Source organism: Streptomyces sp. DT224 (assembly GCF_049844595.1).
Classification (GTDB): domain Bacteria; phylum Actinomycetota; class Actinomycetes; order Streptomycetales; family Streptomycetaceae; genus Streptomyces.
In genome coordinates this window covers 79,780-103,504 of record NZ_JBNCLI010000007.1, presented here as the reverse complement: position 1 = coordinate 103,504, position 23,725 = coordinate 79,780, and the positions used below count along the sequence as shown (strand labels likewise).

Annotated in this window: 21 protein-coding genes and 1 pseudogene; 16 read left to right on the top strand and 6 right to left on the bottom strand. The window is 73.2% G+C overall.

Going from position 1 to position 23,725, the window contains the following annotated elements:
- Nucleotides 1-130: 130 nt before the first annotated feature.
- A complete protein-coding gene (locus ACLQ2N_RS18740; protein WP_425814410.1) occupies nucleotides 131-1,090 on the top strand; it encodes a 5-dehydro-4-deoxyglucarate dehydratase in 960 nt (319 codons plus the stop codon).
- On the top strand, nucleotides 1,087-2,265 hold the full coding sequence (locus ACLQ2N_RS18735; RefSeq protein WP_425814408.1) for a hypothetical protein: 1,179 nt from the start codon (nucleotides 1,087-1,089) through the stop codon (nucleotides 2,263-2,265). The genes ACLQ2N_RS18740 and ACLQ2N_RS18735 overlap by 4 nt, the downstream gene beginning before the upstream one ends.
- Here ACLQ2N_RS18735 and ACLQ2N_RS18730 read toward each other — a convergent pair.
- Entirely contained in the window at nucleotides 2,251-3,462 is a 1,212-nt protein-coding gene (locus ACLQ2N_RS18730) for an MFS transporter (protein WP_425815005.1), read from the bottom strand. The genes ACLQ2N_RS18735 and ACLQ2N_RS18730 overlap by 15 nt on opposite strands.
- A 265-nt stretch (nucleotides 3,463-3,727) precedes the next feature.
- Between ACLQ2N_RS18730 and ACLQ2N_RS18725 the strand changes: the two genes are divergently transcribed.
- From ACLQ2N_RS18725 to ACLQ2N_RS18670, 12 genes are all read left to right on the top strand, one after another.
- Nucleotides 3,728-4,384: a GntR family transcriptional regulator gene (locus ACLQ2N_RS18725; protein WP_143618865.1), complete on the top strand. Its 657-nt coding sequence runs from the start codon at nucleotides 3,728-3,730 to the stop codon at nucleotides 4,382-4,384.
- Between the two features lie 29 nt (nucleotides 4,385-4,413).
- A complete protein-coding gene (locus ACLQ2N_RS18720; RefSeq protein ID WP_425814406.1) occupies nucleotides 4,414-5,316 on the top strand; it encodes a dihydrodipicolinate synthase family protein in 903 nt (300 codons plus the stop codon).
- Nucleotides 5,313-7,040 carry an L-arabinonate dehydratase gene (araD, locus tag ACLQ2N_RS18715; protein ID WP_425814404.1) on the top strand — a complete coding sequence of 576 codons (1,728 nt, stop codon included), beginning with the start codon at nucleotides 5,313-5,315 and terminating at the stop codon, nucleotides 7,038-7,040. Before ACLQ2N_RS18720 ends, araD begins: the two co-directional genes overlap by 4 nt.
- 143 nt (nucleotides 7,041-7,183) lie before the next feature.
- Nucleotides 7,184-8,113: a carbohydrate ABC transporter permease gene (locus tag ACLQ2N_RS18710; RefSeq protein ID WP_143618859.1), complete on the top strand. Its 930-nt coding sequence runs from the start codon at nucleotides 7,184-7,186 to the stop codon at nucleotides 8,111-8,113.
- Complete coding sequence (locus ACLQ2N_RS18705) at nucleotides 8,110-9,027, top strand: carbohydrate ABC transporter permease (protein WP_425814402.1); 918 nt, start codon at nucleotides 8,110-8,112, stop codon at nucleotides 9,025-9,027. The genes ACLQ2N_RS18710 and ACLQ2N_RS18705 overlap by 4 nt, the downstream gene beginning before the upstream one ends.
- A gap of 5 nt (nucleotides 9,028-9,032) precedes the next feature.
- Complete coding sequence (locus tag ACLQ2N_RS18700; protein WP_425814400.1) at nucleotides 9,033-10,211, top strand: Gfo/Idh/MocA family protein; 1,179 nt, start codon at nucleotides 9,033-9,035, stop codon at nucleotides 10,209-10,211.
- Entirely contained in the window at nucleotides 10,208-11,035 is an 828-nt protein-coding gene (locus ACLQ2N_RS18695) for a PmoA family protein (RefSeq protein WP_425814398.1), read from the top strand. The genes ACLQ2N_RS18700 and ACLQ2N_RS18695 overlap by 4 nt, the downstream gene beginning before the upstream one ends.
- Complete coding sequence (locus tag ACLQ2N_RS18690) at nucleotides 11,032-12,573, top strand: family 43 glycosylhydrolase (RefSeq protein WP_425814396.1); 1,542 nt, start codon at nucleotides 11,032-11,034, stop codon at nucleotides 12,571-12,573. The genes ACLQ2N_RS18695 and ACLQ2N_RS18690 overlap by 4 nt, the downstream gene beginning before the upstream one ends.
- A gap of 91 nt (nucleotides 12,574-12,664) precedes the next feature.
- On the top strand, nucleotides 12,665-13,999 hold the full coding sequence (locus ACLQ2N_RS18685) for an ABC transporter substrate-binding protein (RefSeq protein WP_425814394.1): 1,335 nt from the start codon (nucleotides 12,665-12,667) through the stop codon (nucleotides 13,997-13,999).
- A 109-nt stretch (nucleotides 14,000-14,108) separates the two neighbouring features.
- Nucleotides 14,109-14,930 (top strand): rhamnogalacturonan acetylesterase, encoded by an 822-nt coding sequence (locus tag ACLQ2N_RS18680; RefSeq protein ID WP_425814392.1) that lies wholly within the window; start codon nucleotides 14,109-14,111, stop codon nucleotides 14,928-14,930.
- A gap of 60 nt (nucleotides 14,931-14,990) precedes the next feature.
- A complete protein-coding gene (locus ACLQ2N_RS18675) occupies nucleotides 14,991-16,337 on the top strand; it encodes a pectate lyase family protein (protein WP_425814390.1) in 1,347 nt (448 codons plus the stop codon).
- A gap of 68 nt (nucleotides 16,338-16,405) precedes the next feature.
- A complete protein-coding gene (locus ACLQ2N_RS18670) occupies nucleotides 16,406-17,497 on the top strand; it encodes a pectinesterase family protein (protein ID WP_425814388.1) in 1,092 nt (363 codons plus the stop codon).
- A 10-nt stretch (nucleotides 17,498-17,507) separates the two neighbouring features.
- On the opposite strand, the gene ACLQ2N_RS18665 is transcribed toward ACLQ2N_RS18670, so the two are convergent.
- The 5 genes and pseudogenes from ACLQ2N_RS18665 to ACLQ2N_RS18645 form a co-directional block, all read right to left on the bottom strand.
- On the bottom strand, nucleotides 17,508-18,218 hold the full coding sequence (locus ACLQ2N_RS18665) for a hypothetical protein (protein WP_425814386.1): 711 nt from the start codon (nucleotides 18,216-18,218) through the stop codon (nucleotides 17,508-17,510).
- Nucleotides 18,215-18,823 carry a SigE family RNA polymerase sigma factor gene (locus tag ACLQ2N_RS18660; protein ID WP_425814384.1) on the bottom strand — a complete coding sequence of 203 codons (609 nt, stop codon included), beginning with the start codon at nucleotides 18,821-18,823 and terminating at the stop codon, nucleotides 18,215-18,217. Before ACLQ2N_RS18660 ends, ACLQ2N_RS18665 begins: the two co-directional genes overlap by 4 nt.
- A 96-nt stretch (nucleotides 18,824-18,919) precedes the next feature.
- Nucleotides 18,920-20,365 carry a peptidoglycan D,D-transpeptidase FtsI family protein gene (locus tag ACLQ2N_RS18655; protein ID WP_425814382.1) on the bottom strand — a complete coding sequence of 482 codons (1,446 nt, stop codon included), beginning with the start codon at nucleotides 20,363-20,365 and terminating at the stop codon, nucleotides 18,920-18,922.
- 91 nt (nucleotides 20,366-20,456) lie between these two features.
- A pseudogene (locus tag ACLQ2N_RS18650) lies at nucleotides 20,457-20,614 on the bottom strand (DNA-binding response regulator); the annotation flags it as partial.
- Nucleotides 20,615-20,617: 3 nt separating this feature from the next.
- Nucleotides 20,618-21,388 (bottom strand): IclR family transcriptional regulator, encoded by a 771-nt coding sequence (locus ACLQ2N_RS18645; RefSeq protein WP_425814380.1) that lies wholly within the window; start codon nucleotides 21,386-21,388, stop codon nucleotides 20,618-20,620.
- A 169-nt stretch (nucleotides 21,389-21,557) separates the two neighbouring features.
- Between ACLQ2N_RS18645 and ACLQ2N_RS18640 the strand changes: the two genes are divergently transcribed.
- Both ACLQ2N_RS18640 and ACLQ2N_RS18635 read left to right on the top strand, forming a co-directional pair.
- Entirely contained in the window at nucleotides 21,558-23,078 is a 1,521-nt protein-coding gene (locus ACLQ2N_RS18640) for an aldehyde dehydrogenase (NADP(+)) (protein ID WP_425814378.1), read from the top strand.
- Nucleotides 23,075-23,680 (top strand): DUF1349 domain-containing protein, encoded by a 606-nt coding sequence (locus ACLQ2N_RS18635; protein WP_425814376.1) that lies wholly within the window; start codon nucleotides 23,075-23,077, stop codon nucleotides 23,678-23,680. Before ACLQ2N_RS18640 ends, ACLQ2N_RS18635 begins: the two co-directional genes overlap by 4 nt.
- Nucleotides 23,681-23,725 lie beyond the last annotated feature (45 nt).

Sequence of the window (23,725 nt, the reverse complement as noted above, 5' to 3'; positions counted from 1 at the left end):
GGAACCCTGTCGCGGGTTGGTCCGGACCGGGGCGTCGGCGCCTTGACCCCGGCGCCTCGCCGGGCCTAGCTTAGACGTCGTTCATAAGTATGGACACTAATCAGAGATGCGCACGCCTCAGGAGGCGCCCGTGAGCTCAGACCCGCTTGCCGCCCGGCTCACCGCCGTTGCCGGGCCGCTCTTCTTCCCCGTCACCGCGTACGACGCGGCCGGCGCCGTCGACCTGGACGCCTTCCGGGCGCACGTCCGCCAGGGCGTCGACGCGGGCGCGGCGGCCGTCTTCGCCTGCTGCGGCACCGGGGAGTTCCACGCCCTGGCGCCGGAGGAGTTCCGGCGCGTCGTCGCCGCCGCCGTGGCGGAGACCGCCGGGCAGGTGCCGGTCGTCGCGGGCGCCGGGTACGGCACCGCGCTGGCCGTCCACTTCGCGGAGCTCGCCGAGGAGGCCGGTGCGGACGGACTCCTCGCCATGCCCCCGTACCTGGTCCACGCGGACCAGGAGGGACTGCTGGCCCACTACCGGACGCTGGCCGGGGCGACCGGCCTGGAGACCATCGTCTACCAGCGCGACAACGCCGTCTTCACCCCCGAGACCGTGCTCGCCCTGGCACAGACCCCGGGGATCATCGGTCTGAAGGACGGCTACGGCGACCTGGACCTCATGCAGCGCATCGTGAGCGCCGTGCGCACCGGGCTGCCCGGGCGGGACTTCCTCTACTTCAACGGGCTGCCCACCGCCGAACTCACCGGCCTCGCCTACCGGGGCATCGGCGTCACGCTCTACTCCTCGGCGGTCTTCGCCTTCGCCCCGGACATCGCGCTCGCCTTCTACCGCGCCCTGGACTCCGGCGACGACGCCCTGGTCAACGCGCTGCTCGACTCCTTCTACCGGCCGCTCGTCGAGCTCCGGGCGCAGGGGCGCGGCTACGCCGTATCCCTGGTCAAGGCGGGCGTCCGGCTGGGCGGCCTGGACGTCGGGCCGGTGCGCAGCCCGCTCACCGAGCCGCCGGCCGCCCACATCAAGGAGCTGACGGAGATCATCGCGAGCGGCCGCGCCCTGCTGGAGAGGCACGGGGCGGAGGGACGCGGATGAGGACGTCCGCCTTCCTCTACCCCTGGGACGTCGTCGGCGACCCCGACGCCCCCGCCCGCATCGCGGACCTCGGTGTCCAGCAGGTGACGCTCGCGTCCGCCTACCACTCCACCCGGGCGCTGACCCCCCGCCACCCCGGCCACCGCATCGTCACGGCCGAGTACGCGGCGGTCCTGTACCCGCCGGACGAAGGCCGCTGGGCGGACCGGGCGCTCCGCCCGTACCGGCAGGCGTGGACGGCCTCCGACGACCCGTTCGCCGAGGCCGCCGAGGCGCTGTCCGGGGCCGGTCTCGACGTGCACAGCTGGGTGGTCCTCGCGCACAGCTCACGCCTGGGCGCCGACCATCCGGACACCTCCGTGGCCAACGCCTACGGGGACCGCTACCCGTGGGCGCCCTGCATCGCGCGCCCGGAGGTCCGCGCCTATCTGGTGGACCTCGCGGCGGAGGCGGCGGTGCGCGACGGGGCGCGGGGCACCGAACTGGAGTCGTGCGGCTGGTACGGCTTCGCCCACCTCCACGCCCACGACAAGGTGGCGGGCGTCGGACTCGGGGACGCGGCGCAGTACCTGATGTCGCTCTGCTTCTGCGCCGTCTGCCGGGCCGGTTACGCCGGACAGGGCCTCGGCCCCGAGGAGCTGGGCGCGGCCGTGCGCCGGGCCCTGGAGCCGGTCTGGTCCGGGTCCGGAGCACCGGACGCGGGCTGGGACGCCGTCCGGAAGATGCTCGGCGCCGACCTCGCGGAGGCCACGCTGCGGTGGCGCACCGAGGTGGCCCGGAGCCTCCAGGAAGCGGTGACCGGCGCGGTGCGGGCGGCGGCCGCGCCCGGGTTCCAGGTGCTGCTGCACGCCGACCCCGCCCCGTACCGCTGCGGGGCCAACGTGGGCGTCGACCCCGGGCACATCCTGTCCGTGGCCGACGGGGTGGTGCTGCCGTGCACCGGGGCGGACGCGGCGCGGGAGGCGGTGCTCGGGCCGTTCGCCGGCGCCGCCGACGCGGTCGTCGCCGCCAATCTCACCGTGGTGCGCGGCATGGGCGGCAGCCCCGACACGCTGGAGCGGGACGCCGCGCACGCCGCCTCGCTCGGCGCGAACCAGCTCCGGCTGTACCACGCGGGCCTGGCCTCGGACCCGGACCTGGCGACCGTCAGGGGGGCGCTCTCACGCCTCGGCTGAGACGGGCGGGCCGGCGGGTGCCAGGGGGCCCCGCCGGCCCGTCACCAGCAGCGCCGCCGTCAGGACCGCCCCCGCCCCCACCAGCGGCAGCAGCACCGTGACGTCCACCCGCGCCACAAGACCCGCGCCGATTCCCAGCGCCACCGCGTTCGGCGACATCATCAGCGTGCCGGCGGTCGCCGCCGTCCGGCCCAGCACCGCGTCGGGGGTCTCCCGCTGCACCGCCGTCAGCGCGGCGATCAGCACGCACGGCAGGCCCGCCCCGATCAGGGCGCACGCGGTGAGCGCCACCGCGTCGGACGGCACGGTCCGCAGCGCCACCGCGACCCCGAACACCGCGGTCCCGGCCGCCGCGAACACCCGGCCCGGCAGCCGGCGCATCAGCGCGCCCGCGAACAGCCCGACCGTCACGGACCCCAGTCCCTGGGCGACCGACAGCACACCGGCGTACGCGGGGGAGTGGCCGAGGGTGCCGTCCACGACGGCGTACAGCGCCGCCCCGTTGAGCCCCGCGCACAGCATCGTGGCCGACGCGGCGAGGACCAGCGGACGCAGCACCGGCGACCCCCACAGCTGCCGCAGCCCGGCCGCCCGGCCGCCCGGTCCCACGGGCGAGGGGCGGGCCGTCCGGCGTACCCGCAGCAGTGCGTAGAGACCGGCCGCCAGGGCGAAGGAGACCGCGTCCAGGAGGGCCACCGCGCCGCCGCCGAAGCGCGCGTAGAGCCCGGCGCCGGTCAGCGGGGCGACCAGTTTCATGCCCTCGTTCGCCGTCATCCGCAGGCCGTTGAAGTCACCCAGCAACGCGGGTGGCACCGTCCCCGCCACCACGGCCGACTCCGCCGAGTCCATCAGCACCGAGGCGCACCCGTACAGCACCAGCACCGCGAACAGCAGCCAGACCCGCCCCTGCGCGCCCACCGCCGCGAGCACGGCCATCAGGGCCGCCAGGGTGACGTTCGCGCCCACCAGCAGCGGCTTGCGCGGCAGGCGGTCCGCCACCGCACCGAGCAGCGGCCCGGACAGGACCGGCAGCCAGACCGCGAACAGCGCGAGCGCCGCCAACGCGTCCGAGCCCGTCAGGGACTTGACCCAGATCCCGGCCGCCAGAGTCATCGCCGAGCTGCCGAAACCGGAGACCACGACCGCCGCGAGGAACAGCCCCGCCGTGCGGTCCCGTAGCACCCGCCCCACCGCCATCACCCCCACCGCACCTTCCTGACCTGCGTGTTCGTCATGTGGTCAGGCTTGCGGCTGAGGCCCCGGCGCGGCATCGGGCAGCTGCCCTACGCCGGGGGACCGCCGCCCTTCACACCGGAATCCGTGTAGGGCACATGTCCCGGTCCCACAAAGTTCTTTCGTCAGAAGCGTTGACGAAACATTCGCGGCGGCCCTAGCTTCATCGCGTCGTACTCCGTACGTCATATATGAGACGCGATACGCGAGATGTGAGAGCCCTGCACCCATGACCTTTGCGCCCACCCCGATTCCGTCCCGCACCCAGTACGTGCTGGAGGCGGTCAAGCACGCGATCCTCACGGCACAGCTGAGGCCGGGGCAGGCGCTCGTGGAGACCGAGCTCGCCGCGCAGTTCGGGGTCTCCAAGACCCCGGTCCGCGAGGCGCTGAAGACCCTCGCCGGCACCGGACTCGTCGTCATGAGCCAGTACAAGGGCGCCACCGTCCGGCTGGTCGACGCGGCCATGGCCCGCGAGGTGTACGACGTACGGCTGCTGCTCGAACCCGAGGCGCTGCGCCGCTCGATCACCCGCAAGGCGTCGCTCGACGAGGCGCAGGAGGCCCTGGAACGGGCGGACTCGGCGGGCGACAAGGCCGACAGGTCGCTCGCCAACCGGGACTTCCACCGGGCGCTCTACCTGCCCTGCGGCAACCCGCTGCTGGCCCGGATGCTGGACGAGGTCCGCGACCAGGCGGCGCTCGTCTCCACGGTCGCCTGGTCCACCATTCCCTCCTGGGAGCGGGAGGCGGCCGAGCACCGGGAGATCCTGCGGCTCGCGCTCGCCGACGACGCGGACGCGGCGGCCGGGGCCCTGCACGACCACATCGCGTCGTTCGTCCGCCGCGCCTTCCCCGACGACGAGGACGGGGGCGGCGCGGCGTGAACCGGCACACCGACGAAAGGCCAGTCCGCATGGACCTCACACCGCTGAAGGCGGCCCTCGCAGATGTCGTGGCGATCCCGGTCACCCCGTTCGCGGGGGACGGGACGATCGACACGACGGCGCACCGCGCCCTGCTGCGGAGACTGCTCGACGGCGGCGTGCGCATCGTCACCCCGAACGGCAACACCGGGGAGTTCTACGCCCTCACCCCCGAGGAGCGGCGCACCGTCACCGAACTGACCATCGACGAGGCCGGCGGCCGTGCCACGGTCCTGGTCGGCGTCGGACACGACGTGCCGACCGCCGTCGCCGCCGCCGAGCACGCCAGGGACGCCGGGGCCGAGATGGTGATGGTCCACCAGCCCGTCCACCCGTACGTCTCGCAGGACGGCTGGATCGACTACCACCGCGCCATCGCCGAGGCGGTGCCCGGGCTCGGGGTCGTCCCGTACATCCGCAACCCGCACCTCGACGGCGCCTGCCTGGCCGTGCTCGCCGACAGCTGCCCCAACGTCATCGGCGTCAAGTACGCGGTGCCGGACGCCGCCCGCTTCGCCGCCTTCGCCCGCGACGCCGGCCTGGACCGCTTCGTCTGGGTCGCCGGCCTCGCCGAGCTGTACGCCCCGGCCTACTTCTCGGCCGGCGCCACCGGCTTCACCTCCGGGCTGGTCAACGTGGCGCCCGGCGTCTCGCTGGCCATGCTGGAGGCGCTGCGGGCCGGCGACCACCCGGCGGCCATGAAGGTCTGGGAGCAGATCCGCCGCTTCGAGGAGCTGCGCGCCGACCGGCAGTCCGCCAACAACGTCACCGTCGTCAAGGAGGCCCTGGCCGCCCTCGGGCTGTGCGACCGCTCGGTGCGCCCGCCCAGCCGGGTGCTGCCCGAGGCCCAGCGCGCCGAGGTCGCCGACCAGATCGCCGGGTGGTCCATATGACCGCCCGCATCACCCCCGAGGAACTGCGCAGCCACCAGTGGTACGGCACCGACGGGCTCCGCTCGTTCAGCCACCGCGCCCGCACCCGCCAGCTCGGCTACCTCCCCGAGGAGCACCTGGGCAAGCCGGTCGTCGCGATCCTCAACACCTGGTCGGACATCAACCCCTGCCACGTGCACCTGCGCGACCGCGCGCAGGCCGTGAAGCGCGGGGTCTGGCAGGCGGGCGGCTTCCCGCTGGAGTTCCCGGTCTCCACCCTCTCGGAGACCTTCCAGAAGCCGACCCCGATGCTCTACCGCAACATGCTGGCGATGGAGACCGAGGAGCTGCTGCGCTCCTACCCCGTCGACGGGGCGGTGCTGCTCGGCGGCTGCGACAAGTCCACCCCGGCGCTGCTGATGGGCGCCGCGTCCGTGGACCTGCCGGCCGTCTTCGTGCCGGCCGGGCCGATGCTGCCGGGGCACTGGCGCAACGAGGTCCTGGGCTCCGGCACCGACATGTGGAAGTACTGGGACGACAAGCGCGCCGGGCTCATCGGCGACTGCGAGATGGGCGAGCTGGAGAACGGCCTTGCCCGCTCGCCCGGCCACTGCATGACGATGGGCACCGCGTCCACCCTGACCGCGGCCGCCGAAGCGCTCGGCGTCACCGTCCCCGGCGCCTCCTCGATCCCCGCCGTCGACTCCGGCCACGACCGGATGGCCGCCGCCTCCGGGCTCCGGATCGTCGAGCTCATCTGGCAGCAGCGCAAGCTGTCCGGGATCCTCACGGCGGAGGCGTACGAGGACGCCGTCGCGACCGTCCTCGCGCTCGGCGGGTCCACCAACGCGGTCATCCACCTCATCGCGATGGCCGGCCGCTCCGGCATCAAGCTCACCCTGGACGACTTCGACCGCATCGCCCGCACGGTCCCGGTCCTGGCCAACCTGCGCCCCGGCGGGAAGTACCTGATGGAGGACTTCCACTTCGCCGGCGGGCTCCCCGGCTTCCTGGCCCGGATCGCCGACGTCCTCCACCTGGACCGGCCCACCGTCGCCCACGACACCCTGCGCGAACAGCTCGACGGCGCGCTCGTGCACAACGACGACGTCATACGGGAGCGCTCCAACCCGCTCGCCGACGAGGGCGGCGTGGCGGTGCTGCGCGGCAACCTCTGCCCGGACGGCGCCGTCATCAAGCACATCGCCGCCGAACCGCACCTGCTGCGCCACACCGGACCCGCGGTCGTCTTCGACGACTACAAGGAGATGCAGCGCACCATCAACGACCCGGCGCTCGCGCTCACCCCCGACCACGTCCTGGTCCTGCGCAACGCGGGCCCCAAGGGCGGTCCCGGGATGCCCGAGTACGGCATGCTGCCGATCCCCGACTACCTGCTCAAGCAGGGCGTCCGGGACATGGTCAGGCTCTCCGACGCCCGGATGAGCGGCACCAGCTACGGGGCGTGCGTGCTGCACATCGCGCCCGAGTCCTACGTCGGCGGGCCCCTCGCCCTCGTCCGCACCGGTGACCTCGTCACCCTGGACGTCGAGGCGCGGCTGCTGAACCTCGACGTGTCCGACGAGGAACTGGCGCGCCGCCGCGCCGAGTGGACCCCGCCGCCCGTCCGGTACGAGCGCGGTTACCAGGCGCTCTACCAGGACCAGATCACCCAGGCCGACACCGGCTGCGACTTCGCCTTCCTGGCCCGGCCGGGAGAAGTGCCCGACCCGTACGCCGGCTGAACGGCCCCTCAGGAATTCCGGCGCCCCCTTGTTCGGGATACCGAACACCATGCGGGAAGCGCTTGCGCACTACACGCACCACCGGCTCCGCCGCGTAACACCGCACCACCCGCACCCCCGTACAGAGAGAACGGAGACGTGTCATGGCCCAAGCCTCCGCCGCGGCCACACCGCCCAAGGTGCCCAGGCGCCGCTCCGCCAGCCCCCGCAGGCTGCCGTATCTGCTGATCGCCCCCGCGGGCCTGCTGATGCTCGGCTTCATCGCCTATCCGGTGGTCAGCGTCTTCTACTACAGCCTGCAGAACTACAACGTCACCAAGCCGTGGCGGAACGGCTTCGCCGGCTTCGACAACTTCACCCGGATCTTCACCGAGGACGACCAGTTCTGGACGACGCTCGGCTTCAGCGCCCAGTGGGTCTTCGTGCAGGTCGCGCTCCAGCTCACGCTGGGGCTCGCGCTGGCCCTGATCGTCAACCAGTCCTTCATCGGCCGGGGCATCTCCCGCGCCATGGTCTTCTCGCCGTGGGCCGTCTCCGGGGTGCTGACCAGCACCATCTGGATCCTGCTCTACAACTCCTCGACCGGCTTCAGCCGCTACCTCGCGGACGCCGGGATCGGCGAGTACGGCACCTCGGTGCTCTCCGACACCGGCACCGTCTTCTGGGCCGCCACCGTCTCCGAACTCTGGCGCGGCGTCCCCTTCTTCGCCATCCTCATCCTCGCCGACCTCCAGTCCGTCTCCAAGGAGCTGTACGAGGCGGCCGCCGTGGACGGCGCCGGACGGATGCGGCAGTTCTTCCACATCACCCTGCCCCACCTGCGGGACGCGATCATCCTGTCCACGCTGCTGCGCGGGGTCTGGGAGTTCAACAACGTCGACCTGCTCTACACGCTCACCGGCGGCGGACCGGCCGGCGAGACCACCACCCTGCCGCTCTACGTCGCCAACACCGGCATCGAGGGCCACGACTTCGGCTACGCCTCCGCGCTCACCACCGTCGCCTTCGTGATCCTCCTCTTCTGCTCGATCGTCTATCTGCGCCTGAGCAAGTTCGGAGGCGACCACAAGTGACTGCCGCCCTCGCCGAGAAGAACGGCACCCACGCCGCCCGGCCGGCCACCCCCGAGGGTCCGCCGCCCGCCACGCCCCGCCGCAGGCCCGGCCGCGAACGCGCCTTCGACGACGTACCGCGCTGGCAGATCTACGTGCCCCTGGGCATCTACCTGATCTTCACGCTGGTCCCCTTCTACTGGATGTTCCTCTTCGCCGTACGGCCCGCCGGCTCCACCTCGCTGGTGCCGTGGCCGATGACCGGGGAGCACTTCTCCAAGGTCTGGAACGAGCGCAGCTTCGCCGTCTTCTTCCAGAACAGCATGATCGTCGGCGTCTGCACCCTGGTCGCCACGACCCTCGTCGCACTGGCCGGCGGCTACGCCCTCGCCCGGTTCGACTTCAAGATCAAGAACGGCTTCATGCTGGCGCTGCTCTGCTCGCAGTTCATCCCCGGCGCACTGATGCTCGTCCCGCTCTTCGAGATCTTCAAGAACCTCCAGATGATCAACTCCCTGGGGAGCGTGGTCATCGCCGAGACGGTCTTCCAACTGCCGCTCTCCATCATCCTGATCAGCGGATTCATCAAGAACGTGCCGCCCTCCCTGGAGGAGGCCGCCTGGGTGGACGGCTGCTCGCGCTTCCGGGCCTTCTGCGCGGTCGTGCTGCCGCTCCTGCGGCCCGGGCTCATCGCCGTCGGCTCGTTCGCCTTCGTGCACAGCTGGAACCACTTCCTGTTCGCCCTGATGTTCCTCAGCGAGCAGGACAAGCAGACGATCCCGGTCGGCCTGAACACCCTCATCGGCGCGGACAGCGTCGACCTGGGCGCCCTCGCCGCGGGCGGGGTGATCGCCGCGGTGCCCGTGGTGATCGTCTTCGCCTTCATCCAGAAGTGGCTGATCACCGGCTTCAGCGCCGGCGCCGTGAAGGGGTGACGGACATGACCTCGCTGCCCCCCACCGCCACCCCCGTGCCCATCGTCCTCGCGGGCGCCCGGGGCCACGGCCGCTGGCACCTCGCCAACATCCGCCGCCTCCAGCACCAGGGCCTCGTCCGCCTCGCCGGCATCTGCGAGCTCACCCCGCTCGACGCCGCCGAGCTCGACGCGTTCGCGGACGAACCTCCCGAGCAGTCCGCCGACTTCGGCGCCCTCCTGGACTCCACCGGGGCCCGCGTCGCCGTCGTCTGCACCCCCATCCAGACCCACACCGCCCTCGCCCTGACCGCCGCCGGGCGCGGCGTGCACCTCCTCCTGGAGAAGCCGCCCGCCGCCACCCGCGCCGACTTCGACCGCATCCTCGCCGGGGTGCGGGACGCGGGCACCGCCTGCCAGGTGGGCTTCCAGTCCTTCGGCTCGCACGCCGTCCCCGCCATCCGGGAACTCGTCGCCACCGGAGCCATCGGCACCGTCCGGGGCTACGCGGCGGCAGGCGCCTGGGTCCGCGACGACGCCTACTACCGGCGTGCGCCCTGGGCCGGGCGGCGCCGCATCGGCGACACCGACGTGGTCGACGGCGTCCTCACCAACCCGCTCGCCCACGCCGTCGCCACCGCCCTCGAACTCGCCGGCACCACCGCCGAGGACATCACCTCCATCGACACCGAACTCTTCCGCACCCACGACATCGAGGCCGACGACACCTCCTGCGTACGCGTCAGCACCGCGTCCGGGCCGCCCGTCACCGCCGCCGTCACCCTGTGCGCGGAACAGGCGGGGGAGCCGTACGTCATCGTCCACGGCGACCGCGGCCGCATCACCTTCTGGTACAAGCAGGACCGCGTCCTCGTCCAGCGCGCCGGACACGGCCCGCTGGAAACCGTGCACGGGCGCACCGACCTCCTGGAGAACCTGGTCGCCCACCTCACGGAGGGCACCCCGCTCCTGGTACCGCCGGAGCGCACCGGCGCGTTCATGGAGGTCGTGGAGGCGGTACGGACCGCGCCCGAACCGCGCCCCCTGCCGTCCGACGCCTGGCACACCGCCCCCGTGCCCGGCACCGGCGCCACCCGCCGGGTGGTGCGCGGCATCGACGCCCTGGTCGCGTCCGGCGCCGAGACCCTCGCACTCTTCTCCGAACTCGGCGCCCCCTGGGCGCTCAGCGAGGTGACCTCCTCATGACGACCACCGCCCTGCTCAGCTGCGCCGGCCGCCCCGTCGGCCGCTACACCTACCTCCCCGCCGACGCGGGACGCCCCTACCTCCACCCGGTCACCACCCTCGCCGGCACCCCCGTCACCGAGGAGCGCCCGGCCGACCACATCCACCACCTCGGTGCCTCCGTCGCCGTCCCGGACGTCTCCGGGCACAACTTCTGGGGCGGGCGCACCTTCGTCCGGGGCCAGGGGCCCACCGTGCTCGACAACCACGGCATCCAGCGCCATCTCGGCTGGAAGCTGCGCGACCCGGACGGCTTCGTGGAGGAGCTCGGCTGGGAGGCCGACGGCGGCGAACTGCTGCGCGAGCACCGCACGGTGGCCGCCACCGCCCTCTCGGACGCCGCCTGGGCGCTGGACCTCTCCTTCTCGCTCACCAACCCCGGCCCCGGCGACCTGTCGATCGGCAGCCCGGCCACCAACGGCCGCCCCGGCGCCGGATACGGCGGCTTCTTCTGGCGCGCCCCCAAGGAGACGGCCGCGCCCGCCGTGTTCGGCCCGACGGCGGACGGCGAGGAGGCGGTGCACGGGCGGGCCGCCGACTGGGTCGCGCTCTGCGGCGAGGGCTGGTCCCTGGTCTTCGCCGGGGCCACCGAGGAGACCCGCCGCGACCCGTGGTTCGTGCGCACCGCCGAATACCCGGGCGTCGGCTCCTCCCTCGCCGCCGCCGAACGGCTGCCCGTCCCCGCGGGGGCCACCGTCGTACGCCGGATCGTCACCGTCGTCGCGGACGGCCGCCTCGACCGGGCGGGCGCCGCCGCCCTCGTCCGCCGGGCGGTGACCGCGTGACCGCCACCCGCCCCTGGACCGCCGACCTCGGCGACGGGACCTACCGCAACCCGGTCCTGAACGCCGACTGGTCCGACCCGGACGTGATCCGCGTCGGCGACGACTTCTACCTCACCGCCTCCAGCTTCGGCCGCGCCCCCGGGCTGCCGCTGCTGCACTCCCGCGACCTCGTCAACTGGACGCTGACCGGGCACGCCCTGGACCGCCTGGAGCCCGCCGCCGAATTCGCGGTGCCCCGCCACGACTGCGGGGTGTGGGCCCCGTCGCTGCGGCACCACGCCGGACGGTTCTGGATCTTCTGGGGCGACCCCGACCACGGCATCCAGCAGATCAGCGCCGAGGACATCCGGGGCCCGTGGACCGCGCCGCACCTGGTGAAGGCCGGCCGGGGACTGATCGACCCGTGCCCGCTGTGGGACGAGGAGACCGGCGAGGCGTATCTCGTGCACGCCTGGGCCAAGTCCCGCTCCGGGATCAAGAACCGGCTCACCGGACACCGGATGAGCCCCGACGGGCGGGAACTCCTCGACGGGGGCAAGACCCTGATCGACGCCGACACGCTGCCCGGCTGGTTCACCCTGGAGGGCCCCAAGCTCTACCGGCGCGGCGGCGAGTTCTGGATACTCGCCCCGGCGGGCGGGGTCGCGACGGGCTGGCAGGGCGCCTTCCGCTCCCGCGACTTCTTCGGCCCTTACGAGGAGCGCGTCGTCCTCGCCCAGGGCGGCACCGACGTCAACGGCCCGCACCAGGGCGGCTGGGTGACCACCCCGTCCGGCGAGGACTGGTTCCTGCACTTCCAGGAGCGCGGCGCGTACGGGAGGGTGGTGCACCTCCAGCCGATGCGCTGGGACGGTGACGGCTGGCCGGTCATCGGTGACGACGGCGAACCCGTCGCCACGCACCGCAAGCCCGCGCTGCCCGCCCAGCCCGTCGAGGCCCCGGCCTGCGACGACGGCTTCCCGGGCGGCCGGTACGGCAGGCAGTGGCAGTGGACGGCGAACCCGCGCCCCGGCTGGACCGTCGAGCACGCCGGGGACGGGCTGCGGCTGAGCTGCGTACCGACCCAGGACGCGCACGACCTGCGGCTCCTGCCCCACGTACTGGTCCAGCGGCTGCCCGCCGAGACGTTCACCGCCGAGGTCGGGCTGGCCCTGGACAGCGAGGCGCCGGGGGCGAGGGCGGGGTTCGCCGTGCTCGGGGACGCCTACTCCTGGATCGGCCTCGAACGGCAGGCGGAGGGCGGGGTGCGGCTGGTGCACCGGTTCGCGGAATCGACCGCCACCGCCGAGCGCGACGCGGGGCACGCCAGGCCGGCGCCCTCGGGCACGGCGCGGCTGCGGATCGAGGTGGCGCCCGGCGCCCGGTGCCGGTTCCTCGCCGACACCGGGGACGGGGCCGGGTTCCAGCCCTCCGGGCAGGTCTTCGCCGCCACCCCGTGGCGCTGGGTCGGCGCGCTGCTCGGCCTGTTCGCCACCGCGCCGCCCGGGGCGGGTCCGACCGGGACCGCCCGCTTCACCGGCTTCCACGTAACCGCGTAACCGGACCACCGTCCGGCGCCGAACCCCCCATGCACGCGTACGACCCGAGAGACCCCAGAGACCCGAGAGAACCGAGAGAGAAGAGCCGATCATGAACATCTCGAAGACGCAGCGGGGGCGCGCCACGGCCGCCGTCTCCCTCGCGGCGGTGCTCGCCCTGACGGCGACCGCGTGCGGCGACGACGGCAGCGACAGCGGCAACGAGGGCAGCGGCAAGGGCGAGATCACCTTCTGGGACAACAACGGCGGTCCGCGCACCGCCGTCTGGAAGGAGATCATCCAGGACTTCGAGAACAAGTACCCGGACATCAAGGTCAAGTACGTGCCGATCCCGATCGCCGACGTGCAGTCCAAGTACGACACGGCCATCGCGGGCGGCGGAGTGCCGGACGTCGGCGGCGTCGGCACCGCCTACCTGGCCAACATGGTCTCGCAGGAGGCGCTGGAGCCGCTGGGCGACCGCATCAAGGACTCCTCGCTCAACGGCAAGCTCGTCGAGGGCATGGTCGAGAGCGTCAAGGACGCGGCCGGCCGGGGCGACGAGATGTACACCGTGCCGACCTCCGCGAACAACGGCGCGCTGTGGTACCGCACCGACCTCTTCAAGGCGGCGGGGCTCGACGCGCCCACCACCTGGGCGAAGTTCTACACGGCGGCCGAGAAGCTGACCGACGCCAAGAACAACAAGTTCGGCTACACGATCCGCGGCGGCGCCGGCTCGATCGCCCAGGCCATCGACGCGGCGTACGGGCAGTCCGGCATCACGGAGTTCTGGAACGGCGACAAGACCACCCTCAACGACCCCAAGAACGTGGCGGCGCTGGAGAAGTACGCCGCCCTCTACAAGAAGACGACGCCGTCCGCCGACGTCAACAACGACTTCACCAAGATGGTCGCCCAGTTCGACACCGGCACCATCGGCATGCTGAGCCACAACCTCGGCTCCTACCAGGACCACCTGAAGGCCCTCGGCAAGGACAAGTTCGCCGGCATTCCCAACCCGATCGGTGACGGCGGCACCCGCGTCCAGGTCTCCAACCCGGTCGACGGCCTCGGCCTGTTCAAGGCGAGCAAGAACAAGACGGCCGCCTGGAAGTTCATCGAGTTCGCCGCGTCCCACGAGTCGAACAGCAAGTGGAACGAGTCCGCGGGCGCCATCCCGGCGAACACCGAGGCCGCCAAGGACCCGTGGATCAGCGAGGCCGCGCCGACCGAGCTGGCCGCGAAGGCCCTCACCGACGGCTCCACCAAGATCGTTCAGCTGCCGTACTACCTGCCCGACTGGAACAACATCAGCAAGGCCGACAACGAGCCGGAGTTCCAGAAGCTGCTGCTCGGCAAGGTCACGGCCAAGGCGTTCCTGGACAAGATGGCCGACGAGCTGAACGCGGCCCAGAAGGAGTGGAAGGAGCGGAGCGAAGGCTGAGCCCGCTCCCGCCGGCGGGGCCGGTGGCGGGACCGCCGTCAGGCGGCCCGCCCCCGCCCCGCAGCCCCTGCCCTTCTGCGTACCCACCCACGAGAGAGGCAGTTCCACCGTGTCACTGACCCGCAGGCAGACCGCGGCCGCCCTCGCCGCGCTGCCCCTGGCGCTCGCCGCCACCCCGGCGACGGCGCACGGCGCCGCCCGCCGCACCCGCACCGTGCACATCGCGGGCGACTCGACCGCCGCGCAGAAGTACGCCGACGCCGCCCCCGAGACCGGCTGGGGCATGGCCCTGCCGTTCTTCCTCGGGCACGGGCTCGCCGTGGCCAACCACGCCATGAACGGCCGCAGTTCCAAGAGCTTCATCGACGAAGGACTGCTCGCCGCCCTGCTGCCGCAGCTCCGCCCGGACGACCTCCTGCTGATCCAGTTCGGGCACAACGACGAGAAGACCGAGGACCCGGCGCGCGGCACCGACCCCTACACCACCTATCAGGACTGCCTCCGCGTCTACATCGCCGAGGCCCGCGCCCGGCGCGCCCGGCCCGTGCTGATCACCCCGGTCGAGCGCCGCAGGTTCGCCGCCGACGGCACCGCCAAGCCCACCCACGGCGACTACCCGGCCGCCATGCGCGCCCTGGCCGCCGAGGAGCGGGTCCCCCTGCTCGACCTGCAGGCCCGCACCCTCGCCCGCTGGCAGGAACTCGGACCCGACGGCACCGAGGCGTACTTCAACTGGCTGGAGCCCGGCGAGTCCCCCAACTACCCGGACGGGCGGCAGGACAACACCCACTTCCGGCCCGCCGGCGCCGTCGAGGTCGCCCGGATGACGGCCCACGCCCTGCTCGACGCGCGCCTGCTCGCCCCGCGCGAACTGCGCCGGCTCGGCGCACACGTACCCGAGACGTGGATCAGCTGGCCCCCGGCCTCCTGACGCCCGCGCCACCCCCCTCCTTCTCCTCCACAGGTCCCGCACGAGAACCGAGGATTTGTCATGTCCGCACACATTTCTGCCCGCAGGAACCGCGCCCGCGCCATCGCCGTCGCGATGGGCTGCGCCTCGCTGGCCCTCGCCCTGAGCGTCCCCGCGCAGGCGGCCCCGCACCCGCACGGCAAGAAGGGCGCCGAGCGCGCCGTCCTCGCCAAGGGTGACGGCTGGGCCTCCGCCGAGGGGTCCACCACCGGCGGTGCCGCCGCGACGCCCGACCACGTCTACACCGTGCACAACCGCGCCGAACTCATCGCCGCCTTCGAGGACGCGGGCGACGCGCCGAAGATCGTCCGGATCGCCGGGACCGTCCACGGCAACGCCGACGCCGAGGGCAACCCGATCGACTGCGAGGCGTACGAGACGGACGGCTACACCCTGGACAAGTACCTCGCCGCCTACGACCCCGAGACCTGGGGCCGCGAGGAGGTCCCCTCCGGGCCGATGGAGGACGCCCGGCTCGCCTCCGCCAAGCTCCAGAAGGCCGCCGTCAACGTCTACGTGCCCTCCAACACCACGCTGATCGGCGTCGGCGAGGACGCCACGGTCATCGGCGCCTCGATCCAGATCCAGAACGTCTCCAACGTCATCGTCCGCAACATCAGCTTCGAGGACACCTACGACTGCTTCCCCCAGTGGGACCCGACCGACGGCGACACGGGCCACTGGAACTCCGAGTACGACAACCTCGTCGTCTACGGCTCCGACCACGTCTGGGTCGACCACAACACCTTCAGCGACGGGGACCGCCCCGACGCCGACCAGCCCCGGTACTTCAACGAGCTGTACCAGCAGCACGACGGGCTCTTCGACATCGTCAAGGGCGCCGACCTGGTCACCGCCTCGTGGAACGTCCTCAAGGACCACGACAAGACGATGCTCATCGGCAACAGCGACAAGGCCGGGGAAACCGACCGGGGCAAGCTCCGCGTCACCCTGCACCACAACCTCTTCAAGGACGTCAACGAGCGCGCGCCGCGCGTCCGCTTCGGCCAGGTCGACTCGTACAACAACCACTTCGTCGCCACGAAGGGCAGCGTCTACGGCTACACCTACGGCATCGGCGCCGAGTCCCACCTCGTCGCCGAGCACAACGCGTTCACGCTCAGCGGCGAGTTCGACAAGGCCAAGATCCTCAAGAAGTGGTCCGAGTCCTCGCTCACGGCCGCCGACAACTGGGTCAACGGCCGCCGGACCGACCTGATCGCCGTCCACAACGCGGGCGTCGCCGAGGAGCAGCTGGCCACGGGCGCCGGCTGGACCCCGACCCTGCGCGACCGGGTCGACCACCCGCTGCTGGTGCCGCTCGTCGTGGGCCTCGGCGCGGGCGCGGGCCGCCTGCCCGGCGCCTGACAGCCGCCCCCTTCCTCCGCCGGCGCCCGCGCGGCGCCGGCGGAGGCCGCCCCCGCAAAGGAGTACCCATGCCCACCCGCCGCACCGCCCTGGCCCTCCTCGCCGGCTCCACCACCGCTCTCGCCCTCGGCACCGCCACGCCCGCCCTCGCGCACCCGCGCCCCTTCGGCCGCTACGGCTCGCCCGCCCGCCGCCTCGACCGCGCGACCCTGTACGTCGACGCGCGGGGCCGGGGCGACCACACCACCGTCCAGGCCGCCGTGGACGCGGCCACCGGCACCGGGCGCACCCTGGTCATCGCCCCCGGCACCTACCGGGAGACCGTCGACATCCCGGCCGACCGGACCGGCCTCACCCTGATCGGCGCGAGCGGCGACCCGCGCGACACCGTGATCGTGTACGACAACGCCAACGGCACCCCGCGCCCCGACGGCTCGGGCACCTACGGCACCAGCGGGTCCGCCACCGTCACCGCCCGGCCCGACGGACTCACCGCCCGCGACCTGACCTTCGCCAACGACTGGCTGCGCGCCGACCACCCGGACTACACCGGTACCCAGGCCGTCGCCATCAAGGTGACCGGCGACCGCTCGTCGTTCACCGGCTGCCGCTTCCTGGGCCACCAGGACACGCTGTACGCGGACACCGCTTCGCTCGCCGTCTTCGCCCGGCAGTACTACCGCGACTGCTATGTGGAGGGGGACGTCGACTTCGTCTTCGGCCGCGCGTCGGCGGTCCTGGACCGCTGCCACTTCCGCACCCTGGCCCGCACCGACCTGGCCGGGCCCCCCTACGGCTTCGTCTTCGCGCCCAGCACCGCCGGGGCCGACCCGCACGGCTTCCTGGTCCTGCGCTCCCGCGTCACCAGCACAGCCCCCGACGGGTACTTCAAGCTGGCCCGCCCCTGGGTGCCGTCCTCCGACCTCACCGCGCACCCCATGCTCACCGTGCGCGACAGCCACCTCGGCGCGGGCATCGACACGGACGAGCCGTACGGCACCATGTCGGCCGGCTTCCCGTGGCAGGACCAGCGGTTCGCGGAGTACCGCAACACGGGCCCCGGCGCACGCGTCACCGTCCCGGCCAACCGCCCGCAGCTCACGGCCTCCGAGGCGCGGGAGCACACCCCGGCCGCGTGGTTCGGCGACTGGCGGCCGTGACGGGGCCGGGTCAGCCGCCCTGCCCGAAGTGGTCGCCCACCGACGCCTTCCCGCCCGCGGCGCGGACCGCGTGGGCGATCACGTAGTCGCCGGTGGCGTCCCGGTCGCCCTCCGCGTGGTTGTACTGCCCGGCGAACGTGTGCGTGCCGGCCGGGACGGTCCGCCCGGCGCGCAGCGTCCACCGGTAGACCAGAAAGCCGCCGCTCTCGTTCACCGACACGGTGAAGTCGGGCTCGGGCAGGGAGCGCCAGGAGCCGGTGCTGTTCACCCCGCCCGTCAGGGCGACCCGCAACTCCACGGTGAGCGCGGACAGCGGCTCGGTCGTCCGCAGCGTGACGTTGCTCTGCGCCCAGTACGCGTTGGAGTGCGGGTCGACCACGCCGCCGGTCCACAGCGGTCCGTCCTCGGGCCGCAGCCCGTCCCGGGCAGCCGGGGACTTCGCGGCGGGCGAGGGCGCCGATGCCACCTGCCCGCCGCGCGCCCGGTCGCCGTCGCCCGCCGAGGTGACCGCGAACGCGCCGGCCGCCAGCACCCCGCAGACCGCCGCCGTCGTCCCGGCGACCCGCAGCCACGGACGCACCGCGCGCGGCGGGCGCACGGACCGGGGCACCGGGTCGCCGCCGGCCATCCCGCGCTCGATCCGGGCCAGCATCCGGGCCCGGTCGGGGCGGTGGGCCTCGGCGGCCTCCCGCAGCCGCCCGGACAGCTCCTCGTCCTTCACCGGTCTCCTCCGCCGCCCTGCGCCGCGATTTTGCCGCCCTGCGCCGCGACTCCGCCGCCCTGCGCCGCGACGGCCACCCGGACCCGGGCGGCGGGCGTCACGCCCCCCAGCAGCCGCTGCAGTTCCGCGACGCCGCGCGAGGTCTGGCTCTTCACCGTACCCACCGAGATCCCCAGCACCAGCGCGGTGTCCCGCTCCGAGAGGTCGAAGGCGTGCCGCAGCACCACACAGGCCCGCTTGCGGAACGGCAGCCGCCGCAGCGCGTCCCGCACGTCCACCACCGCCGGCACGTCGGGTCCCTCGGCCACCCCGTCGTCCCCGCCGCCGCGCGGCGCCCAGAACAGGGCGATCCGGCGGCGCTCGCGGACCGCGCTGCGGATGCGTGTCCTGGCGAGGTTGGCGACCACGCCGCGCGCGTACGCCACCGGGTGCCCGGCCTCGCGGACCCGGTCCCAGCGGTGCCAGAGCGCGAGCAGGGCGTCGGCCGCGAGGTCGTCGGCGGCGTCGGCCTCGCCGGTCAGCAGATGGGCGAGGCGGGCCAGCTCCGCGTAATGCGCCTCGAAGAACGCGTGGAACTCGGCGGCGTCGTCGACTGCTGTGCCCACGGCTACCTCGTCCCCTGCGCTCGCACGCCCGGCCCGTCCGGATACGCCCCCGCCGGGGCGAGAGCGTATCGCAAGCGCTTCGACGGAAGGAGGGGGCTACCGCCTCAGCGCCGCCTCCATCATCTTCCTGGCGACCGGCGCCGCGAGCCCGTTGCCGCTGACCTCGGACGCGGTCGAACCGGAGTCCTCCACGATCACCGCGACCGCGACCTCCTGGCCGCCGGACTTCGCGTACGAGGTGAACCAGGCGTACGGGGTGTTGCTGTTGTCCACGCCGTTCTCGGCGGTGCCCGTCTTGCCGCCGACCTCGGCCCCGGCGATCCGGGCGTTGGTGCCGGTGCCCTTCTCGACCACGGTCGCCATGGCGCTGCGCAGCTGCTTCGCGGTGTCCTCGGAGACGATCCGCTCCGTGTCGCCGTCCGCGAAGTCCTCCAGCGTGCCGCCGTCCCCGTCGGTCACCTTCGACACCATGTGCGGGGCGGCCAGCTCCCCGCCGTTGGCGAGCGCGGCGGAGACCATCGCCATCTGGAGCGGGGTCGCCGTCACCTCGAACTGGCCGATGCCCGACAGCGCCGTCTGCGCCTTGTCCATGCCCGTCGGGTACACGCTCCTGGACGCCCGCACCGGCACGTCCAGCTTCTCGTCGTTGAAGCCGAACTTCTCCGCCATCGCCCGCACCTTGTCCTGGCCCAGGTCGGCGGCGGCCTTGCCGAAGACGTTGTTGCACGAGTACTGGAGGGCGACGCGCAGCGAGGCGTTCTCGCAGGGGGCGGAGGCGCTCTCGTTCCGCAGCGGGGTGCTGGTGCCCGGCAGGGTGTACGGGACGGGGCTCTTCGTCGGCTCGTCCACGGAGTCGTACAGCCCGTTCTCCAGCGCCGCCGACGCCACGACCAGCTTGAACGTCGAGCCGGGCGCGAGCGGCTGCCGCATGGCGCGGTTGACGAGCGGCTTGTCCGGGTCGTCCAGCAGCTTCTTCCAGGTGTCGCCGTCGTCGGTGCCGCTGATGTCCGACGGGTCGTACGACGGGGAGGAGACCATGCCCAGGATCTGCCCGCTCCTCGGGTCGATCGCCACGGCAGCGCCCTTGTCGTCGCCGAGCGCGTCACTCGCCGCCTTCTGGACGTCCGGGTCGATCGTCGTCACCACGTCACCGGGCGCGGACCGCTTCCCGGTCAGCGCGCCCAGCGGGCTCTTCAGCCGGTCGTCGGTGCCGTCGAGCACATGGCTGTAGATCCCTTCGAGCTGGGTCGAGCCGTACGCCTGCGAGCTGTAACCGGTCACGGACGAGTAGAGGTCGCCCTGCTTGTAGGTGCGCTGGTACGCGAGATCGCTGCCCTCCGTCCGTTTCGAGCCCGTGACCGGCGAACCGGCCACGATGATGTCGCCCAGCGGCTGCGCGTACTGCGCGATGGTCTTCCGCCGGTTGTGGTCGTCGTCTGCGAGCGCCCGGGCCTGGTACGCCTGCACCCAGGTCGCCCGCCCGAGAAGGGCGAGGACCAGCAGCAGGCAGAAGACCGAGGCGCGCCTGATCGTCTTGTTCATCCCGTTCGGTGGACGAGCGCGGCCCGGCGCGTCGTTCCCGGTTGTGCCGTTTCTCACCGATTCCTCATACGGTGACCACGGCGTCCCGGGCTCAGCCCGGCGTGACGAACCCCGACTCGTACGCCGTGATCACCGCCTGGGTGCGGTCCGGGCCCCGGTCTTCGCGAGGACCGCCGCCCCATGCGTCCTGGCCGTCGCCGCGCCCACCGCCGGCCGGTCCGCGATCTCCGCGTTCGTCGGCCCCGCCGCGGTTCAGAGCCTGCGGGTGGCGAGCGTCAGCCGGTCGCGCGCGTCGAACAGCGCGTCCTTGACCATCTGTTCGTGCGCGGGCGTGAGCCGGGCGACCGGTACCGAGCAGCTGATGGCGTCCCGGGCCGGGGTGCGGTACGGGACGGCGACGCCGAAGCAGCGCAGCCCCAGCGTGTTCTCCTCGCGGTCCACCGCGTAGCCCTGCTCGCGGATCTGGTGCAGCTCCTCGATGAGCTTCTCGCGGTCGGTCAGGGTGTGCTCGGTGAGCGCGGGCAGCGTCTCGGGCAGCATCTTGCGGACCTGCTCGTCGCTGTAGGTGGCGAGGAGCGCCTTGCCGAGCGAGGTGGAGTGGGCGGGCAGCCGGCGGCCGACGCGGGTGAAGGGGCGCAGATAGTGCTGGGACTGGCGGGTGGCGAGGTAGACCACGTTGGTGCCGTCGAGCCGGGCCAGGTGGATGGTCTCCGTGGTGTCGTCGGAGAGCCGGTCGAGCGTGGGGCGGGCCGCGGCGACGACCTCGTCGCCGTCGATGTACGAGGTGCCGACCAGCAGGGCCCGTACGCCGATCCCGTAACGCGTGCCCGTGGCGTCGGTCTCCACCCAGCCCAGCTCGACCAGGGTGCGCAGCAGCATGTAGAGGCTGGACTTCGGATAGCCGACCGCTTCCTGGACCGCGGCGAGCGAGTGCATGCCGGGCCGCCCCGCGAAGTACTCCAGCAGCTCGACCGTCCGTACCGCGGACTTGACCTGTGCCCCACCCGAATCGGGAACCGACATCGCCCTGTGCCCCTTTCACCCCGCCGACGAAACCCTGCGACTTCTTGCCAACACCGAACGCCCGGAAATAGAGTCGCTTCACATTCACGTTCAGGAACGCTGTTCAGAATACCGAACAGCTTATACCGGACGACTTCTGATGTGCGGCAGTGGAGCGGAAGGAAACACGGTGGCAGCAACACCAGTCTGGAGCGTCGACCCCCGCACCGGGAACCCGCGCGAGCAGGTTGCGGTGGAGGCCACAGCGGAGGAGGTGGACCGCGCGGTCCGGGCCGCCCACGCGGTACGCGACTCGCTCGCCGACCGCGCCACGCGCGCCGCGTTCCTGCGTACGGCCGCCGAACTGCTCACCGAGGCCGGGGAGCACGTCATCGAGGCCGCCGACGCGGAGACGGCCCTCGGCCCGGCCCGGCTGACCGGCGAACTCGCGCGCACGGCGGCCCAGTTGCGGGCCTTCGCGGAGGTCGTCGACGAGGGCGCCTACCTCGACATCCACATCGACCACGCGGACGCCACCCGTACCCCGCCCTGGCCCGACCTGCGCCGCTACAAGATCCCGCTCGGCGTCGTGGCCGTCTACGCCGCCAGCAACTTCCCGCTCGCCTTCTCCGTCCCCGGCGGCGACACCGCCAGCGCCCTCGCGGCCGGCTGCCCCGTCGTCGTCAAGGCCCACCCGGACCACCCCGCGACCTCCGAGCTGTGCGCCTCGGTCCTGCGCCGGGCCGCCGCGCGCACCGGTCTGCCCGAGGACGTCGTCACCCTCGTCCACGGCTTCGAGGCCGGCGTCGCCCTCGTCCGCCACCCGCTCGTCGCCGCCGCCGGATTCACCGGCTCGGTGCGCGGCGGGCGCGCCCTGTTCGACGCGGCCGCCGCCCGCCCCGCCCCCATCCCCTTCCACGGCGAGCTGGGCTCCCTGAACCCCGTCGTCGTCACCGAGGCCGCCGCCGCCGAGCGCGGCGAGGAGATCGGCGCGGGCCTGGCCGGCTCGATGACCATGGGCGCGGGCCAGTTCTGCACCAAGCCCGGATTCGTCCTGGCCCCCGAGGGCGAGGGCGGCGACCGCCTCCTCAAGGCGCTCACCGAGGCCGTCAGCGACACCGAGGCCGGCGTCCTGCTCGACCACCGCATGCGCGACGCCTTCCTCGCCGGGGTCACCGAGCGCACCGCGCTCCCCGGGGTCGAAGCGCCCGTCACCCCCGGCGCCGGCGGCGAGCACACCGTCGCGGCCGGCTTCCTGACCGTGCCGGCCCGCACGCTCACCGCGGAGGGCCCGCACGACGCGCTCCTGGAGGAGTGCTTCGGCCCGGTCACCGTCGTCGCCCGGTACGCCTCCGAGGACGAGATCACCGCCGTCCTGACCCGCCTCCCCGGCAACCTCACCGCCACCCTCCACATCGCCACCGAGGAGGCCGGAGGCGGCGCGGCGGACCTCCTCGCCGCCCTCACCCCGCTCGCCGGGCGCGTCCTCGTCAACGGCTGGCCGACCGGCGTCGCCGTCGCCCCCGCCCAGCACCACGGCGGCCCCTACCCGGCCACCACCTCCACCTCCACCTCGGTCGGCGCCACCGCCATCGAGCGCTGGCTGCGCCCGGTCAGCTACCAGACCACCCCCGACGCGCTCCTCCCGCCCGAGCTGCGCGACGCCAACCCGCTGGGCCTGCCCCGCCGCGTGAACGGGGCCCCCGCGTGAACCTCCCCGAACTCCCCTTCGCGCTCCGGCCGTACGGCCCCGACGGCGGCTGGGCGTACCGGGACGGCGTGCTCACCGGCCGCGCCGGCGCCCGCCAGGACCGCTTCGTCCCGCCGGGCGGCGAGAGCCTGGAACCGGCGAGCGACGCGCCCCGGCTGCTGGGCGCCGCCCCGGCGGGCGACTTCCAGCTGTCCGCCCGGGTGAAGGTGGGCTTCGCCGCCGCCTTCGATGCGGGCGTGCTCTACCTCCACGCCGGCGACCGGGAATGGGCCAAGCTCTGCCTGGAGCTGTCCCCGGAGCGCCCGACGGTCTGCACCGTGGTCACCCGGGGCCACTCCGACGACGTCAACTCCTCCGTCGTGGACGGCGACATCCACTGGCTGCGCCTGAGCCGCACGGGCAGCGCCTTCGCGTTCCACGCCTCGGCCGACGGCGAGAAGTGGACCTTCGTCCGCGTCTTCGCCCTCGGCACCCCGGAGCAGGCGGCCACCGTCTCCATCGGTTTCCTCGCCCAGTCGCCCACGGGCGACGGCTGCGAGGTGGCCTTCGACCGGATCGCCTTCCGGCCCAAGGGCCTGGCCGACCTCCGCGACGGCAGCTGACGGAAGGCCGGGGCGCCGGAACCGGCGCCCCGGCCCGTACGTCCT